At 29.5% G+C, this 14,818-nt stretch carries 20 protein-coding genes; all 20 read left to right on the plus strand.

Annotated elements, in window-relative coordinates; genetic code table 11:
* The first annotated feature begins 194 nt into the window (after nt 1-194).
* The 20 genes from ACS8MM_RS04065 (at nt 195) to ACS8MM_RS04160 (ending at nt 14,762) form a co-directional block, all read left to right on the plus strand.
* Nucleotides 195-674, plus strand: coding sequence for a DKNYY domain-containing protein (locus ACS8MM_RS04065; RefSeq protein WP_379713292.1), 480 nt, complete (start codon nt 195-197; stop codon nt 672-674).
* A gap of 258 nt (nt 675-932) precedes the next feature.
* Nucleotides 933-1,424, plus strand: a complete 492-nt coding sequence (locus ACS8MM_RS04070; protein ID WP_379713294.1) for a hypothetical protein — start codon at nt 933-935, stop codon at nt 1,422-1,424.
* Nucleotides 1,425-1,615: 191 nt separating this feature from the next.
* Nucleotides 1,616-2,101, plus strand: coding sequence for a DUF1877 family protein (locus ACS8MM_RS04075; RefSeq protein ID WP_379713296.1), 486 nt, complete (start codon nt 1,616-1,618; stop codon nt 2,099-2,101).
* Between the two features lie 148 nt (nt 2,102-2,249).
* Entirely contained in the window at nt 2,250-2,888 is a 639-nt protein-coding gene (locus ACS8MM_RS04080) for a hypothetical protein (protein WP_379713298.1), read from the plus strand.
* A 132-nt stretch (nt 2,889-3,020) separates the two neighbouring features.
* Nucleotides 3,021-3,704 (plus strand): hypothetical protein, encoded by a 684-nt coding sequence (locus tag ACS8MM_RS04085; RefSeq protein ID WP_379713300.1) that lies wholly within the window; start codon nt 3,021-3,023, stop codon nt 3,702-3,704.
* Nucleotides 3,705-3,856: 152 nt separating this feature from the next.
* Complete coding sequence (locus tag ACS8MM_RS04090) at nt 3,857-4,360, plus strand: hypothetical protein (protein ID WP_379713302.1); 504 nt, start codon at nt 3,857-3,859, stop codon at nt 4,358-4,360.
* 56 nt (nt 4,361-4,416) lie between these two features.
* Nucleotides 4,417-4,845, plus strand: a complete 429-nt coding sequence (locus ACS8MM_RS04095; RefSeq protein WP_379713304.1) for a hypothetical protein — start codon at nt 4,417-4,419, stop codon at nt 4,843-4,845.
* Nucleotides 4,846-5,008: 163 nt separating this feature from the next.
* Nucleotides 5,009-5,695, plus strand: coding sequence for a hypothetical protein (locus tag ACS8MM_RS04100; protein ID WP_379713306.1), 687 nt, complete (start codon nt 5,009-5,011; stop codon nt 5,693-5,695).
* A gap of 158 nt (nt 5,696-5,853) precedes the next feature.
* Nucleotides 5,854-6,708 carry a hypothetical protein gene (locus tag ACS8MM_RS04105; RefSeq protein WP_379713308.1) on the plus strand — a complete coding sequence of 285 codons (855 nt, stop codon included), beginning with the start codon at nt 5,854-5,856 and terminating at the stop codon, nt 6,706-6,708.
* 241 nt (nt 6,709-6,949) lie between these two features.
* A complete protein-coding gene (locus tag ACS8MM_RS04110; RefSeq protein WP_379713310.1) occupies nt 6,950-7,537 on the plus strand; it encodes a hypothetical protein in 588 nt (195 codons plus the stop codon).
* Between the two features lie 258 nt (nt 7,538-7,795).
* Nucleotides 7,796-8,545 carry a hypothetical protein gene (locus tag ACS8MM_RS04115; protein WP_379713312.1) on the plus strand — a complete coding sequence of 250 codons (750 nt, stop codon included), beginning with the start codon at nt 7,796-7,798 and terminating at the stop codon, nt 8,543-8,545.
* Nucleotides 8,546-8,571: 26 nt separating this feature from the next.
* The gene (locus ACS8MM_RS04120; RefSeq protein WP_379713314.1) at nt 8,572-9,153 is read left to right on the plus strand and encodes a phosphoribosylaminoimidazolesuccinocarboxamide synthase; all 582 of its coding nucleotides are present in this window, start codon (nt 8,572-8,574) and stop codon (nt 9,151-9,153) included.
* A 237-nt stretch (nt 9,154-9,390) separates the two neighbouring features.
* The gene (locus ACS8MM_RS04125; protein WP_379713316.1) at nt 9,391-9,843 is read left to right on the plus strand and encodes a hypothetical protein; all 453 of its coding nucleotides are present in this window, start codon (nt 9,391-9,393) and stop codon (nt 9,841-9,843) included.
* Between the two features lie 195 nt (nt 9,844-10,038).
* Nucleotides 10,039-10,614, plus strand: a complete 576-nt coding sequence (locus ACS8MM_RS04130) for a hypothetical protein (RefSeq protein ID WP_379713318.1) — start codon at nt 10,039-10,041, stop codon at nt 10,612-10,614.
* Nucleotides 10,615-10,760: 146 nt separating this feature from the next.
* Nucleotides 10,761-11,231, plus strand: coding sequence for an SMI1/KNR4 family protein (locus ACS8MM_RS04135; protein ID WP_379713320.1), 471 nt, complete (start codon nt 10,761-10,763; stop codon nt 11,229-11,231).
* Between the two features lie 216 nt (nt 11,232-11,447).
* Nucleotides 11,448-11,987, plus strand: a complete 540-nt coding sequence (locus ACS8MM_RS04140) for a hypothetical protein (RefSeq protein WP_379713322.1) — start codon at nt 11,448-11,450, stop codon at nt 11,985-11,987.
* 172 nt (nt 11,988-12,159) lie between these two features.
* The gene (locus tag ACS8MM_RS04145; RefSeq protein WP_379713324.1) at nt 12,160-12,753 is read left to right on the plus strand and encodes a hypothetical protein; all 594 of its coding nucleotides are present in this window, start codon (nt 12,160-12,162) and stop codon (nt 12,751-12,753) included.
* A 169-nt stretch (nt 12,754-12,922) separates the two neighbouring features.
* Entirely contained in the window at nt 12,923-13,312 is a 390-nt protein-coding gene (locus tag ACS8MM_RS04150; RefSeq protein WP_379713326.1) for a hypothetical protein, read from the plus strand.
* A 194-nt stretch (nt 13,313-13,506) separates the two neighbouring features.
* Complete coding sequence (locus ACS8MM_RS04155; protein WP_379713328.1) at nt 13,507-13,980, plus strand: hypothetical protein; 474 nt, start codon at nt 13,507-13,509, stop codon at nt 13,978-13,980.
* A 182-nt stretch (nt 13,981-14,162) separates the two neighbouring features.
* Complete coding sequence (locus ACS8MM_RS04160) at nt 14,163-14,762, plus strand: hypothetical protein (RefSeq protein WP_379713331.1); 600 nt, start codon at nt 14,163-14,165, stop codon at nt 14,760-14,762.
* Nucleotides 14,763-14,818: the final 56 nt, after the last annotated feature.

Below are 14,818 nucleotides of genomic sequence, written 5' to 3' on the forward strand. Positions count from 1 at the left end.
AAGAATTTGACGAATCCATAAATAAATAAAAGCGATCGCACAACAGCGGTTTGCTTCAATGGCTTCTTCCGGATTTTACTACGGAAAATTCGCTGCTCAATGGAATGTTTTGTTATATTTGTAATAGTTTGGTGTTGGTGCAACGCCACTGAGAGCAAGCCGCAGAACGTTATAAGCAAGCTTTTAATTCTCAAATGAAAATCACTCTTCAAATAGTCATTGTATTCATGCTGTTTTTTCTCGTATCGTGTCATTCAATGGTTGACTCATATGGGGTTTATTCAGTTTATCAAAAACTTGATGACACGTCAATTAATATTTTGGTTGTTGACACTGAAGAAAATGGTTATTCATATCATTCAAACATCAATCTTGACCTGCAATCACTTTCGAATTATTCTCAATTCATGGTAGACAAAAATAGAGCTTATGGAAAATATGAAACAGACGGTGAATGCAAACTAATACCAATACCAGAAGTTGACATAGAAACATTCCAAGTTCTGAACAACTCGATATATGCAAAGGACAAAAATCACGTGTATGATTGTAGAAATGGAATTATTGAGAATGCAGATGTTAACTCCTTCGTTGTAGATTATAATGGCGTTGGAAGTGACAAAGACAACGAATATTTTTGGGATAAACCAGTTAGAGACACCACAATTAGATAAGACAATTACAAAGACTAACGAAGTAAGCCTGCTTATAACAGCGGTTTTGAGCCATGCCAGCTAACTGTGTTAGATGGTAGTTTTCGTTACCAAGTTATTCCTATCTTAGCTTGACAAATAAACCTAACCAACCCGGCACGGCACAAAGCAGCAAAACGTTACCAGCAATTGACTCGCTGAATGGAGAATTCAATAACTTAATACAGAAAAGATATTTTTTATCTTTGTTGAATTATGGAAAAAAACAAAATTTAAAATATGTTAATACCAATTATTTTCTTTTCAACTTTTTTTATATTAATCTTTTTTATTATAAATTCAACAAATAAAAACAGAGAAAATCAATATAAAATCTTAATTGAAAGTTTAAAAACTGAAACAGAACTTTATGTTGAGCAGACCAAAAGCGCAACAATGACAATGGGGCTAAATAATCGAGATTTTTTATTTAATCGTTGCGATTTATATTTGACTAAAAACGCTATCATAATTTTAGGTTTTACTAAAAATAGTTTTCTAAAACAACTCTCTTTACCAATTATTTTAACAACAGAACTTAGCGAATTTTCAAATAGATTTCCATTTGCATATGTAAAAAAAGTAAATAAGATAAGCTTTGAGAATAATATTGTGAAGATTAATTTTGGAGAAAAAGGAATCACTAAAACTGAAGTTGTACTGAAATTTAAATCACTGAACGAAATTGAAAAAACAAAAATTAAAGAATTAGTTGAAAAAAACTGCTGGTAACAGGCGTTTGGCAAGATTCCTAAGGCAGTCGCTGCGCTCGTGTGCGAATTTTGTAGTATATTCACGTTTACATTTCGCAAGCAATTTTATCTTTAACAGAAAATAATCGGTTCCGAACTTCGCAACCTCGCCAAGCGCCGGAACGTTGTGCGAAATTAATCGACAACTACATCTCAAGAAACAATATGGGAATGATTTGCGAATTTTATCGAATTGATGATAAAAACATTACGAAACTAAAAAACTTATCTGAAGATAAACTTTCAGAATTCTTGGTTGAAAACTATTCTTCAGTTTATGGTCAATATCATAAACAAAATGACACAGTTTTTTCGTTAGATAAAGCTTGGGATGTTGCAAGATTTTTACTTAAAACAAATGATTCTACAGCAGATAAAATTTTAGATAACATATTCGGAGAACCATTCGACGAAAACTCTTATGAAATCTATAATTATTTACTTTCCGATAAAGTAAAAAACATCAATCAAATTCTTCTTAAAATCCAGATTGATGATTTATATAAAGAATACGATGAAGAAAAAATGATAAGTCAAAATGTCTATAAAGCTTCTGGATTTCATTGGACATTTATTAAGCAACATATTGAAACAATTAGTGCAGCTTTCAAAAAAGCAGCTGAGCAAAATGATGGATTAATAATCAATATTGGGTAATTTTAACTTCACACAACAGCGGTTTGCAGCAAGTGGGGTTTTAGGGAAAACTCCAACATCTTTTTGTATATTTTGCTTGGTGATAAACCAAACTAAAGGAACAAAATCCCCACCTGCAGCAAGCCGGCGGGACGTTAGCAGATAGCCTATGACAGAGCAAAACGACATAAAAACATTTGACGACCTAAGCGGAAATTACTCGACTTGGATAATTAAATATTGTTCGGCAGCTTTTGACAGTCCATTATTTTTAGTTTGGTATACAGACACTGATAAAAACAGCACCGACAGACTTTTAACATATAAAAGTGGTGAAATTTTTGCTACTAAATCTTTGACAGACTTAAAGACGACAATTTTAACTTCAGTTGGCAATTTAGTTGAATTTGAAAATCTTAGTTCTTGGCTCGATAATTTCGATAATTTAGAGGTTAAAGAAATTTACACTTATGACCTTATCTCAATTGCAAATGAAATTGAGAAAAATAACCTGGACATTTTGACAATTGAAGGCTTCGCAAACTTTGTCAACTTGTATGGCGACTTTATTAATCAAGATGACAGAAACGCCACACTTCAAATCTACGCAGACAATGAATTAATAAAAGAGACTTGGAACTATTATTATGAATACATTTTTTGGCCAAGATTTAACGACAAAGAAAAATTTGAAGCGTGGGACAGACCAAAACTGGAAATCGACACAAAGGAATTGCTGACACAACTAAAAGAAATTGCAAAGACTTTTGACGAGAATATCAGAATAACAGAAAAGGCCATCTGCTAACACGGGTTTTGCGTCAGGCGGGCTGACGTGGAAACTTGGAGTTTTGTGCATCTAATGAACTTTAGTAATAAATTGAAACTTTGTGCTCCGAAACCCGCTCGAACGTAAAGCCTGAGAACGTTACCAGCAATTATGAAAAAACTGTACTTAATATCACTCTTATTTTTATTATCAGTTTCTGCTTTTTCGCAGATTCGTTTATCAGTTCATCTAAAAAGGAGTCAATCTGAAAACGATATTACTTTAATTGTTGATACATTAAAAATATATAAAGACAATCTACTATTTAAAAACATTGGATATCCTGATTCATTTGCTTTATATGAGAATGTTCCAAATGGTGAGTATAAGTTTTACTATAATAATCTTTTTGGAGAAAAAATTGAAAAAACTGTAAAACTTGATGAAGCAAATAACCAACTTGGCGGACAAGAAATTAATTTATATATAGACCAGCTTCAAAACCCTAAGTCAAAAGATCTTTTGGTACTGAACTTAAAAAATAAAGATACACTTACTATTAATCTAAAATTCTCAGGATGCTTTAATAGTGGAGCAGATTCTATAAAGGTTTATAAAAAAAATAGTTATTACTTTCTCAAATATAAAAACCAAAAAAGAAAGTTGAAATCAAGAGATATTGAAGCTTTAGTAAAATATGAAACTGAATTAAGAAGCTTACCTGAAGTTAATTTTGTAAGCACTTCCAACGCATTAAATGAGATCATTGTAAATGAAGAAAAATTTACATATTCCGAACATTCATTTTTCTGGAATGGATATACAATATTAAAAAAGAGCTTGAAATTAAAATAACTGCTGGTAACAGCGGTTTGGCACAATAGCTAAATTTATCTTTAATAGAACTTTCGATTTTCCTCTGGGAAATCTTATCTTAGCGAGAAATAAACGTTTCACGCTGGCGCTAATGTGATAAAGGCAACTTGCCGAAAGTGAAAAACAACATTATGAAACTTAAATTATTACTTATTGGTATTTTTTTCTTGCCAAATTTAATATTGGCACAAACTAATTGTTTTGAAAAATTTCCATTCAATCAATCTGTTTCAATTAAGCTTGTTTCATATTCAAATATGGATTCTACATCACCCGAGTGGAAATGGCAAAGTTGTATTACTATGCCTCAATTAGAAAATGGAAATGTTTTGGATATAGATTTTTCAAAAATGGATAAAATCAAATCTATAAACTTACAACAAGCGGCAAGATTATATAAAATTGCCAATAAAGATATGGACTGTCCAAAATATGATAGTCCAACCAATTGTAATGATGTGAAAAGAGGTTATGGGATATTATTCATAAATGAATTAAATGAAATATTTGCAGTAATAGATTTTTGCTTTGAATGCAATTATTGGTCACGTTATCCTGGAGATACTTTTGAACCAATATGTCCAAAAAAATTAAAATTATTGTCAATTTTTTTTCGTGAAAATGGTTTTGAATAATGAGTTGCCTTCTATTATAGAGCGACAGAATACTGAGAGAAATCAAAATAAAAAATATGAATGAGGAATTAGAAAATCAATTTTATTTTCTTCGCAATTTTGTAGTTGAAGGCTTTGAAAATTACAAAATAGACAAAATACTAATTTGTGAAAATTTAAAAACTAAATCTGTAATATTTGTTTATCTGAAAATTTATGAAAAGAATTGGCAAAAATATTTTCTTGATGCTGGAGCTGGATTTTGGGAAGATACCGAAACAAAAAATTATTTAGATTTAGGAGATATTGAAGATGATGAAAACTTTATATTTAAGGATTATTCAAACAAGTTTGATATAAAAGATAAGGAAATATCTAAAATTTATTGCGAACAAAATGAGGAAAATTGTCAAATAGTAATTGAGCTAAAAAATAGCGGACAGATAATTTTGAGATGTGGAAACTCAAAAGTATTTGATAGTGAATGTGAAATAGTGTTTGAATAAAAAAAATAGCACAAAACAGCGGTTTGCCACAATTGCTACTACTCTATTTCGGCTGAAAATCCGCTGGATTTTCAACTCGCCGTTTTCATAAGTACTTTTCTTTGTAAATTAGCCGCTTCTTCGCCAAGCGGCGGAACGTAAGCAGCAATTATAAACACCAATAATGAAATCACTATTTTTCCTTCTATTTTTACTTTTTGGTTTTACAAGTTGTAAAAAAAATACTGAAAGAGTATTTCTTTTTAATCCAAAAACCACAAAAAAATATTCAATTAATTTAGAATCAAATCGGTTTAAATTAAACAACCAAGCTACCTGTAATTTTAAAAAAATAAGTGATAAAGTCGAAATGACTTTAAAAGTTACAGATATTGAATATAAAAGTGATTTAAATCCTGAAGAGAATAATAGTAATTCCCAAGATCTAACTGATAACACTTTTACAACTTTATTTGATAAATATGGAAACGTAGCTACTAATGATCATACTACTCAACCAAGAAGGTTAATTAATCCGGAATTACTAGTTATACAATTTCCAAAAAATAAAATGAAGGTAGGTAATATTTGGTATAACAAAAAATCAGCTTTACCTGATTTGATTTTTAAAGTTATCAATGTTAGATATGAATGTACTAAAATAAGTAGTGAAGGCTGTACAGTAAATGTTGAAATGGTTTTTAAAAATAAAGTTGAAAATGACGATATTATAAATTCAATGACTAAAGTTTATAAGGGCACTTACTTTGTTAAAAATGATGGCGTAGTAAAAAATGCTACGCTCCAGATTTCAGGGTTTTCAGGATTTTCAACTATTTCCGGAACTTTAAAAATTCGAGAGATTGAATAACTTCTACTGGAAGCGGTTTCACGAAATGGTGAGAATATTGGCAAATTCATATTTATATTTCGCTTTTAAATTCTAACTTAGTGGAAAATAAATCGTCCCGTACTTCGCCACTTCATGAAGCTGGCGGGACATTACCGGCAATTTAAGAATGACCCTTAATGACAAAAACATCTTTCCTAATCATCATACTTTTCTTGACTATTCAAACTTTTGCACAGGAAACCTTTTCTGTCGACGCCATAATGAAAGAACAGAAGGTAAAAACCAGGACTCAATTTGAATGCGACCAGAAAGGGAAGAACTGCGAAGTTATATATCAGGACCATTTTGATAATAAAGGAAGACTAACAAGAAACATTCAATTTAGTGGTGGTAAACCATTTATGACATCTTTTTACCACTACAACAAATTTAATAAAGCTGATATTTTTTATATCCAATTTTCGGGTGAGAAAAGATATATAAGCCAAATTTTTAAATTCGACAATAATGGGAATATTACTGAGTATCAAAGTTGTTTTGAAAACTCAGACTGTTCGACAAGTGAAAAATATTTTTATAACAGCAACAATAAACTTATTAAAAAGATTGAGTTTATTGACGGAAAGCCAAACACCAAATACGAATATTTCTACGACAAGAAGGGGAATAACATAAAAGAGACCACTCAATATCCTGCTAATCATGATGAATTAAAAGAGCTTAATTACTTTGATAAAAATAATAGGATAATTAAGTCCATTAGTTATCAGAATGGGAAACCATTTGATAGCACCATTTATTCGTATGACACAAATGGCAATCTTACATTTCTTAACTGGAAAGCAGGTTATAAAAGTTTTTATTCCTACGATAGAGACGGTAATAAAGTTAAATATCTTTCTTTTTCACAAAATAACCAAAAAATCGACCATAGGGTAATGACTTACAAAAACAAATTGGAGCAAACTAGAATTCATTATATAGGAAAATCAATAGAGAGATTCTTTAAATTTAATTATCAATTTTATTAATTAAAACTGCCGCTTACAGCGGTTTGGCGAGATTCCTTCGGCAGTCGCTGCGATCGTGTGCGGTTTTTTTGGTAAATTCACGTTTGCATTTTGCAAGAAATTTTATCTTTACAGACCTGAGGCTGAAAGCCGAAAAGATGAAATAAAATAATCGGTTCCGAATTTATCAACCTATCCAAGCGCCAAGACGTTAACACATATATTAAGAAACCACAAAACAGTAACAGTAACTTAAAATACAATGAGAAAAAGACTTTTAATTGCATTTTTTGCTTTGGTATCGATTAGCTCATTTTCCCAAACATTAACTTTAGAAGAATTCCAAAAACAAGCTGGATTATCAGGCCTACAATTTGAAATGCCAATTGGATACAAAATCAAAGAAGTTAAACAAAATAGAGATTTACGGTATTCGTTTGCCATTATCAACTCAGACGCTACAATGGAAGTTAGATACTCCTTATTTCCAATAAAAGAAATGCTAATCGCTTATGAAAAATCGAAAAGCAATACGAACGAAATAATGATAAACCCAAATAATCTTCATGTCGGAATCATGAATTCAAACGGACTTAATATGACTGGTGGGAAAATGGTAGAAATTGGCGATTTTCCAACTCAAGCAGTTAAAAAAGAATTTAATGCCGATTATGGTGGAAGTGGTTTTTTTGAATTCAATTGTGAATTTGGAAAAGGATATAAATACGGACAATTTGTTTGTTTGCATAAAGAAAATATAGCAGATGTAATTATAACTTTTATGAGTAATGACAGAAACACACATTCCGATTTAATGGATATTCCGTTTCATGCTTTAAAATTTAAATAAATGCAGCCACTAACAATGAACTGTTCGTAAAAACAACTAAAATTTAATTATTTATTTGCAGTTTAGTTCTATCCTTTTCATTGTAGGACACCTCAGTTTTGCAATAGCAAAAGCCTTTTGCAATTCTTGCTCGATTCCGCTGGAAAATCTATCTTAGCAGTAACAAATCAATCACGAAATCTGCCACTTCAAGAAGTTGGCGGTAGGTTAACAGATATTTAAAACCCACTTATGAGAACAATTCTAATTTTATTATTCTTGATTATAACAAATCAAGTTTCAAGTCAAAAAAAATTATTCGAAAATTTAAAAGTTGATGGAACAACAAAAATAATTGGAAGATACCCTCAATATGATAAAAACAAAACTTACGAAAAATATAACTTTATTATTGAAGACTCAACTCAAATTATTGAATTTGCTAAAACAATAAAATTAGGAAAAGAAGTCGAAAATTCAACTGAAGACCCGTCTTTTAGATTGACCATTGTGAAAAATTTTGAAGAAATAGGAACATGGACAATTAATCCTACTCTAAAAAGCGTAATGACTCACGATGGTAACACCTATGAATTTGACTTAAATCAAATCACAAAATTGAATGAAACCTTTCCATTCAAATATTATTTTGATATAAAAGTTTTCAATAAAAAAAGTGAATATGAAGCTTATTTAAGTGAACAAAAAAGTAACCCTAGTTTTCTTTTTGATTATGGACCACAGTTCAAATATGAAGGAAGTTTTGAGATTGAGTTCAAAAAAAGTTCGCTATTTCCACACCCAAAAGCAATTAGTGAGTTTTTAACAAAATACATTAAAAAAATAGTAGCCGAAGACGAATATAGCATTGTATATATCTTGAATGACAAAAACATGAAAAAAACAGACCAATACACAATGACTATTTCAGGCTCTGAAAAGCTTTTTAATGAGCTTAAAATTGAAAAATTAAGAAACGAAAATTGGCAACCAAGTGTAGAAGAAGCATATTTCTTTTACAAAAAATAAACTTCTGCTAACAGCGGTTCAAAGCAATGGCGGGAATATTGGTCGTCATTATCCCTAAAATCGTGAAATATCAACTTTTGAAAATGGAAAGCGAAAAAAAGTTCAAAACAAAAACAGGGTTTTGTCATATTCTACCTGACAAAATTATTTTAACAAGAGATGGAATAATTGGAAATATTGCAAAAATTACGGTTGGAAATAAAATTTCAAGAATACTAATCATTTATTCTGGCTTTGCCATTTTCTTACTTTATTTTGCTTTTACAGCATATCAAGAAAATAAAGTTGTTACCGCATTATTTAATCTTTTTTTTGCTAGTTATTTATTATTTAGAGTTAAACAAAGTAGCAACTATTCCGCTATTTCAACCATTGAAAGAAATAAAATAAAAGATGTGAAATTCATAGATGCAAAATATGGTACTACGCGTTCAAGGTTTGAAGTTCTTTTTGAAGATGAAAATGGAAAAATTAAAACTCGATTAATTTTACTACCTGGTTCATTAAATGATGGAGAAAATGAAACAAAAAAAGCACTTGAAATTATGAAAACTGAAAAAATATATACTTATAAAATTAACGTCGCAAACAGCGGTTTGCCGCAATAGCTACTACTCTACTCCGGCTGAAAATCAGCTAGATTTTCAACCCGCAGTTTTCATAAGAATATTTTTAATAAATCAGTTGCTACTGTGCCAAGCGCCGGAACGTTAGCAGTAATGCTAAAAAAAACGAAATGGAAGAGAAAATATCAAAAATTAAATATCATTACGAAAATAAAAAGTATTGTAAAATATTTCGAAAGTTTGCAAAAAATTCACGTGGTGAAACAAGCGGATTTATAGTTGACTATTCCGCAAAATTTTATAATTATTCAAGAAACAGATGAATTCGAAATTTTAGGTTATTTTGTGTTTCCAAAATCAACAATTGAAGAAATTAGATATAATACTTTTGACAAGTATTATGAAAAAATACTGAAAGGAGAAAAACTTACTGAAAAAGTTGGTTTGAAACACAAAATAGAACTTAAAAACTGGCAAACTATTTTTGAATCGATTAAAAATTGTGGATTAAACGTAATAATTGAAAATGAAAATCCTGATGATGAAACTTTTGACATTGGACCAATTACTAGGATAACCGCAAAATCCGTTTTTATAAATTATTTTGATGCAAAAGGTTTTTTAGACGATGAAGAAACTGAAATACATTGGGATAAAATTACTTTGGTCAAATTTGATGATCGATATGTAAATATTTTCAGTAAATATTTAAGAAAGAGAAAACAGAAATAATAAAAACCTTAACCAGCAAACAGGCATTTGGCAAGATTCCGTCGGAAGTCGCTGCGCTCGTGTGCGAATTTTTGATAAATTCACATTTATATTTCACAAGAAATTTTATCTTGGTGGAAAACATATCATCAAGAAATTCGCCACTTCTTGAAGCCACAGGACGTTAACTGCAAGCGTCAAAATTGCGAAAAAACTATGCGAAATATAAAACGAAAAAAAATTAAATTGTACATTCTCCCAACTTTAGTACTACTTACTTTAGTAATTATTTCCGCTTTGATACTATTTCCAAGTTTTCAGAAAAATAAAATAAAAAATGTAAAATTTAACTTTGTAAACAATTCAAGTAGTTTCAAAAAAATTTCCTGTCAAATAAAACTTAACGATTCTGTTTTTATAAAATCTCTTGATTTATCAAAAACTAAAGATTCATTAATTGAATTGAAAAATGGTTTCTATAAAATAGAAGTATCAACAATCAATGACGACTTTAAAGTAATTGATAGTTTCAAAATCAAAGAATCAGAAAAAAAATATATTTATATAAGTTTTTCATATTCTCCAAGTTATAATGAATATTTACCCATTTATAAAAAAAGATACTTTGAACGATGCATAAAAAAGCGTAAATATTCCGAAATTGAGAAAGCAGAAATAAGGCAACAAATTGACACAAAATTTACGATAGCGAATTTGAAATTAATTGGTTATACTCCAAGAAAGGAATCATTTGAAATTAAAGTTCTTGATTATCAATATATGAAAGATTAAGAGCCAGCAGTTAACAGTAGTTTGGCAAAATGGAAGGTTCAGTGCTAAACTGAACATTCGTTTTCTAATAAGGTATAGTGTTAAATTGAAAGTAGTGCTTCGAAATCCGCTACTTTGGCAAGCGGCAAAACGTTATAAGCAACGAAATGTCAAAAAACGAATATAGAAGATTTAATAACAGTAAAATAATGGAAAAATTTAGAGAACTATTAATTCAATATAAATTTGAAAAAAGATTAAATAAAACATCGACAGAAATTCAGCAAATTGAAAACATCATAAATTTTAATTTGCCAATGGAATATAAATACTTTCTTGAAAACTACTTGGAATTTGAAAATTTTATCGGACCAGAATATGTAATATTATGGGATATAGATAAACTTATCGAATACAATACTGATTATACAATTTTCGAAAATCTGCCAAATACTTTAGCAATAGGTTCAAATGGAGCTAGTGAATTCTTAGCAATTGAATTTATAAATGAAAATAATTACAGAATTGTAATTTCTCCAACAATAGATGTGAATAAAGAATATCATATTGAAGTTGGAAAATCATTTAGTGATTTTATTGATCGTTTGGACAATGATATAGAATGGTTTAGTAAATAAAATGTAAATTTTAATAAAATAATGGCTGCTTATAACAGCAGGTTTAAGAATTAGGGGTAGCTGTTTTTGGCCTGTTGCCAATTTTGCTTCGTCTGTTGCCTATCACTCGAGTTCGCTAGAAAATCTTATATTAGCAGGAAATAAATCGTTCAACGCAGTCGCTACTGCGCCTAGCCCTCGGGAAGTTATAGGCAATTTTATAACCATCGTTTACAAATGAAATTTAATCTTTTATACAACATTCTTTTTTTGATATCTTTTTTTCAAGTTTTTTGTCAATCTGGAGAAATTGGCGGAAAACTTTTGATTGCAACCGAAAAAGAACGCAATTCTTTACCAAGCAAAGTATATGCGATTTTAGAGCATGAAAACATTAAAGATAGTATTCAAATAGATGAAAACTTCAATTTTAAATTTGAAAATTTACGCAGTGGAAAGTATTATGTAAGTTTTTCTGTTCGCAATTATCCTATAAATTGCTCATACATTTTTAATCTAAAAGAAGACGAAAAGATAAATCAAAGCATTGAATTAAAACCAATCTGTATATTTCAAAATTCAAAAGAGAAAACAAATTGCCCTGTATGCAATAAAGATGATAAGGTAATTCCAATTACATACGGACTAAGAATATCTATAGTTTCAAAAGAGGATAAAGAAAATTCAAAAACTAAAAATAAAGTTTATGAGGGTGGATGCGTAGTTTCAGATTGCCAACCAAATTGGTATTGTGAAAGAGATGAATCTAAATTCTGAAATATAAAAACTACCCAAAACAGTTGTTTGGCAATATGTGGGTTTTAGGCTTAATTTAAAATTGGTTTAGTACTTGCAAAATCAGTTTTAATAGATCGTTTAGGCTTTCTTAATCCACTACATCACTAAGCTGAAAGACACTGTAATTTAATTAAACGAGACCTATAGATAAATGTTAGATTCTGGAAGTGTAATGGAAATAGTGCAATTGATTATTGGTATAATCGTTATTGTGTCTGTAAAATTTATAGTAATTAAAGCAATCTATAATAGAATCCGAATATCCAATTTAACTGGAGAAGAATTGAGGTTCGATTCTATTCGACCACTCTATACTAAATTGAAACTTGGAGAAAATCCCAAAACTGCAATAATAGATAAATATGCAAAAAGTTTAAAAAGTAGAACTTTAACTTATGATGCACTCAACAAATTCAATAAAATAGAATTGTTTCCGAAAGAATTATTGACAATAGAAAAGCTTTCTGAAAGTTACCTGGCCAATTGGTTAAACATGAATGATGATTTTGATTGTTTTCCAGATGAAATCAATTATGAAAATACAATCGAAATAAAAAATAAAATAACCGTTTTAGTTTTTAAATTTAAAGTTTACGAACCTCACTCATTTGCTGAAAAAGGTTGGCTAAAAGGTTATGTAGGTTATAGGCCAACAGAAATGAATTCATTTAAAACTCCGGACGTTGTAATTAGTAACTTCAGAAATGAAATTTTAACGGATAGTGATTTCGAAAAAATACTTTAACCACAAAAACTTTACATAACCGTTATTTGGCTAAATTGGGTTTTGATTTAATGGAAAGTTGGTTTTGTCTTTGTACGCTTGATCTTAAATTGATACTTTTGAAAAAAAATCTTCACTAAAAGAAAACTGACTGTACGTTAGGAGATACTTTTACAGAATCCATATAAAAATGAATCTAAAAACTTTAATTTCACTAAAATTTATAGCGACAATTATTATCATTCCCAGTTTAATGTTTATAACTGGAAATATAAAAAGTGCCTACAGAACACTAGAAAGGCAAAATGAAATATTACTCGAGCAGAAAAAGTATTACGAATTAATTATAAAACTTGAACCAAAAGATGCTGAGGGCAGAAAAAACCTTAATGACATTTTGACTATTTCTAATAGACAATTGGAAAAAGAAATGAAAGAATTACCTATAAGCTTTAATTTGAGTCTTTGGATTCTAATAATTGCACTAATAATTACTGCCAATGTTTTCGGTTATTTTAATCCGAAAATTGAAAAGTTGAAAAATCAAGAAAGCGAAGAGAAAAAAAAACAACTTTTATAGTTAAACGCTAAATAACGGCGGTTATAAACAAGTGAGATTAAATGTGTAAAAGAAGGTATTTGTGTTTTCACTTCTTCCCGATTTTTCAATAGTTGCTCTCAATCTTTTCAATGTATTTATAAGCATCAGTTACCAAAATCCACGACAACTCAAAGCAGATGGACATTAGCAGACATTTTAAGATAACTCATTCGATGAAAAGAAAAGTACTATTTTTATATGTTTTTATTTCTCTAAGTCATTTTGGTTGCAAAACAAATACATATCCAATTTCAGAAAAGACCAAATTGAAAAACTCAAATCCAATTGTGAATATTCAAACAGGATATGAAATTCGAGAAATGTACTCGAATAGCATCAAATATCAGTATGAATTAAATAGAAAGTCAGATACCGTTTCCCTCAGAACTTACGATAAGAAATTTACCACAAAAGAAGGTTATAGGGTTGGTACAAAATGGAAAGATGTTGCCAAAAAATTAACCGATTCTGTATACAAACTTTCAGGATTTGGTTATTATATAGAATTGGAATCTGGCTACAATCTCCTATTCTGTGTTGGGACTACCTGCACAGATAATTTTCCAAATGAAAATACCGAAGTTGTATGCATTGAAAAAAGAATACAAGTAGAAATGAAAACTAAAAGTTTACTTTTTAAAAAGTAAAAAGAAACGGCTGTTAAACGCAGCTTTATTTAATTCAAATTTGTCTAGAAATTGAAATAACAAATTCATATAGAAGTTATATCTTAACCGAAAATAATCAGTTCCGTATTTATCAACCTACCCATGCACCACAACGTTGTGTGCAATTTAAACACAACATCAATTATAAACGAAATTTAACTATGAAAAAATTAAGTTTGCTTTTACTTTTTTTCTCATTTAATGTATTCTCTCAACAAAACGAAGCTTACAAGAAATACAGTAATCAATTAAAAGCTGAAAATAAAATTGACAGTGAAGATAAATCCGTATTTGATCTATTAGATGAGTTTTATAATCAAGTTTTACAATCAGAAACTGGAGAATTAAGTTCAGAGATCCCTAAAAAAATTGAGCAACTTTATCAAGGCAAAAAGACAAAAAATCGCCATTTATTATTACTGTTTTTAGCATATCAAGATCACATTACCAAAACTGCAGCTGTTGGGAAAAAGCCGAACTCAAATTTCCAAGTTGCTTTAATGAATGATTTGGAAAGTGAATTTCAATCAATATTTAATAAAATACCCGCAATAATTTACATCTATAAAGCCGAAGCTTATTTTTCAAATGGACAACAATCAGAATCGCTTAAGACTATAGAAAGTGGATTAACGGTTTACCCTGATTCGGTACCTCTTAAAGTGTATAAATATTTAGACACAAAGAATGAAGATCTAAAAAAGGATTTACTACTAAATCACTCAAAACACTGGATGGTAAAACAATTTGAAATCCAATAAATTGTATACAACAGCAGTTTCAAATAATGATTTGCTGTAGTAGTCATTATTATTAG

The organism is Flavobacterium sp. MAHUQ-57 (assembly GCF_051908335.1).
Lineage (GTDB): Bacteria > Bacteroidota > Bacteroidia > Flavobacteriales > Flavobacteriaceae > Flavobacterium.

Bases quoted from the DNA above. Each gene is read 5' to 3' on its own strand.
- ACS8MM_RS04065 (WP_379713292.1), top strand. From the start codon at position 195: ATGAAAATCACTCTTCAAATAGTCATTGTATTCATGCTGTTTTTTCTC.
- ACS8MM_RS04070 (WP_379713294.1), top strand. From the start codon at position 933: ATGTTAATACCAATTATTTTCTTTTCAACTTTTTTTATATTAATCTTT.
- ACS8MM_RS04075 (WP_379713296.1), top strand. From the start codon at position 1,616: ATGATTTGCGAATTTTATCGAATTGATGATAAAAACATTACGAAACTA.
- ACS8MM_RS04080 (WP_379713298.1), top strand. From the start codon at position 2,250: ATGACAGAGCAAAACGACATAAAAACATTTGACGACCTAAGCGGAAAT.
- ACS8MM_RS04085 (WP_379713300.1), top strand. From the start codon at position 3,021: ATGAAAAAACTGTACTTAATATCACTCTTATTTTTATTATCAGTTTCT.
- ACS8MM_RS04090 (WP_379713302.1), top strand. From the start codon at position 3,857: ATGAAACTTAAATTATTACTTATTGGTATTTTTTTCTTGCCAAATTTA.
- ACS8MM_RS04095 (WP_379713304.1), top strand. From the start codon at position 4,417: ATGAATGAGGAATTAGAAAATCAATTTTATTTTCTTCGCAATTTTGTA.
- ACS8MM_RS04100 (WP_379713306.1), top strand. From the start codon at position 5,009: ATGAAATCACTATTTTTCCTTCTATTTTTACTTTTTGGTTTTACAAGT.
- ACS8MM_RS04105 (WP_379713308.1), top strand. From the start codon at position 5,854: ATGACAAAAACATCTTTCCTAATCATCATACTTTTCTTGACTATTCAA.
- ACS8MM_RS04110 (WP_379713310.1), top strand. From the start codon at position 6,950: ATGAGAAAAAGACTTTTAATTGCATTTTTTGCTTTGGTATCGATTAGC.
- ACS8MM_RS04120 (WP_379713314.1), top strand. From the start codon at position 8,572: ATGGCGGGAATATTGGTCGTCATTATCCCTAAAATCGTGAAATATCAA.
- ACS8MM_RS04130 (WP_379713318.1), top strand. From the start codon at position 10,039: ATGCGAAATATAAAACGAAAAAAAATTAAATTGTACATTCTCCCAACT.
- ACS8MM_RS04135 (WP_379713320.1), top strand. From the start codon at position 10,761: ATGTCAAAAAACGAATATAGAAGATTTAATAACAGTAAAATAATGGAA.
- ACS8MM_RS04140 (WP_379713322.1), top strand. From the start codon at position 11,448: ATGAAATTTAATCTTTTATACAACATTCTTTTTTTGATATCTTTTTTT.
- ACS8MM_RS04145 (WP_379713324.1), top strand. From the start codon at position 12,160: ATGTTAGATTCTGGAAGTGTAATGGAAATAGTGCAATTGATTATTGGT.
- ACS8MM_RS04150 (WP_379713326.1), top strand. From the start codon at position 12,923: ATGAATCTAAAAACTTTAATTTCACTAAAATTTATAGCGACAATTATT.
- ACS8MM_RS04155 (WP_379713328.1), top strand. From the start codon at position 13,507: ATGAAAAGAAAAGTACTATTTTTATATGTTTTTATTTCTCTAAGTCAT.
- ACS8MM_RS04160 (WP_379713331.1), top strand. From the start codon at position 14,163: ATGAAAAAATTAAGTTTGCTTTTACTTTTTTTCTCATTTAATGTATTC.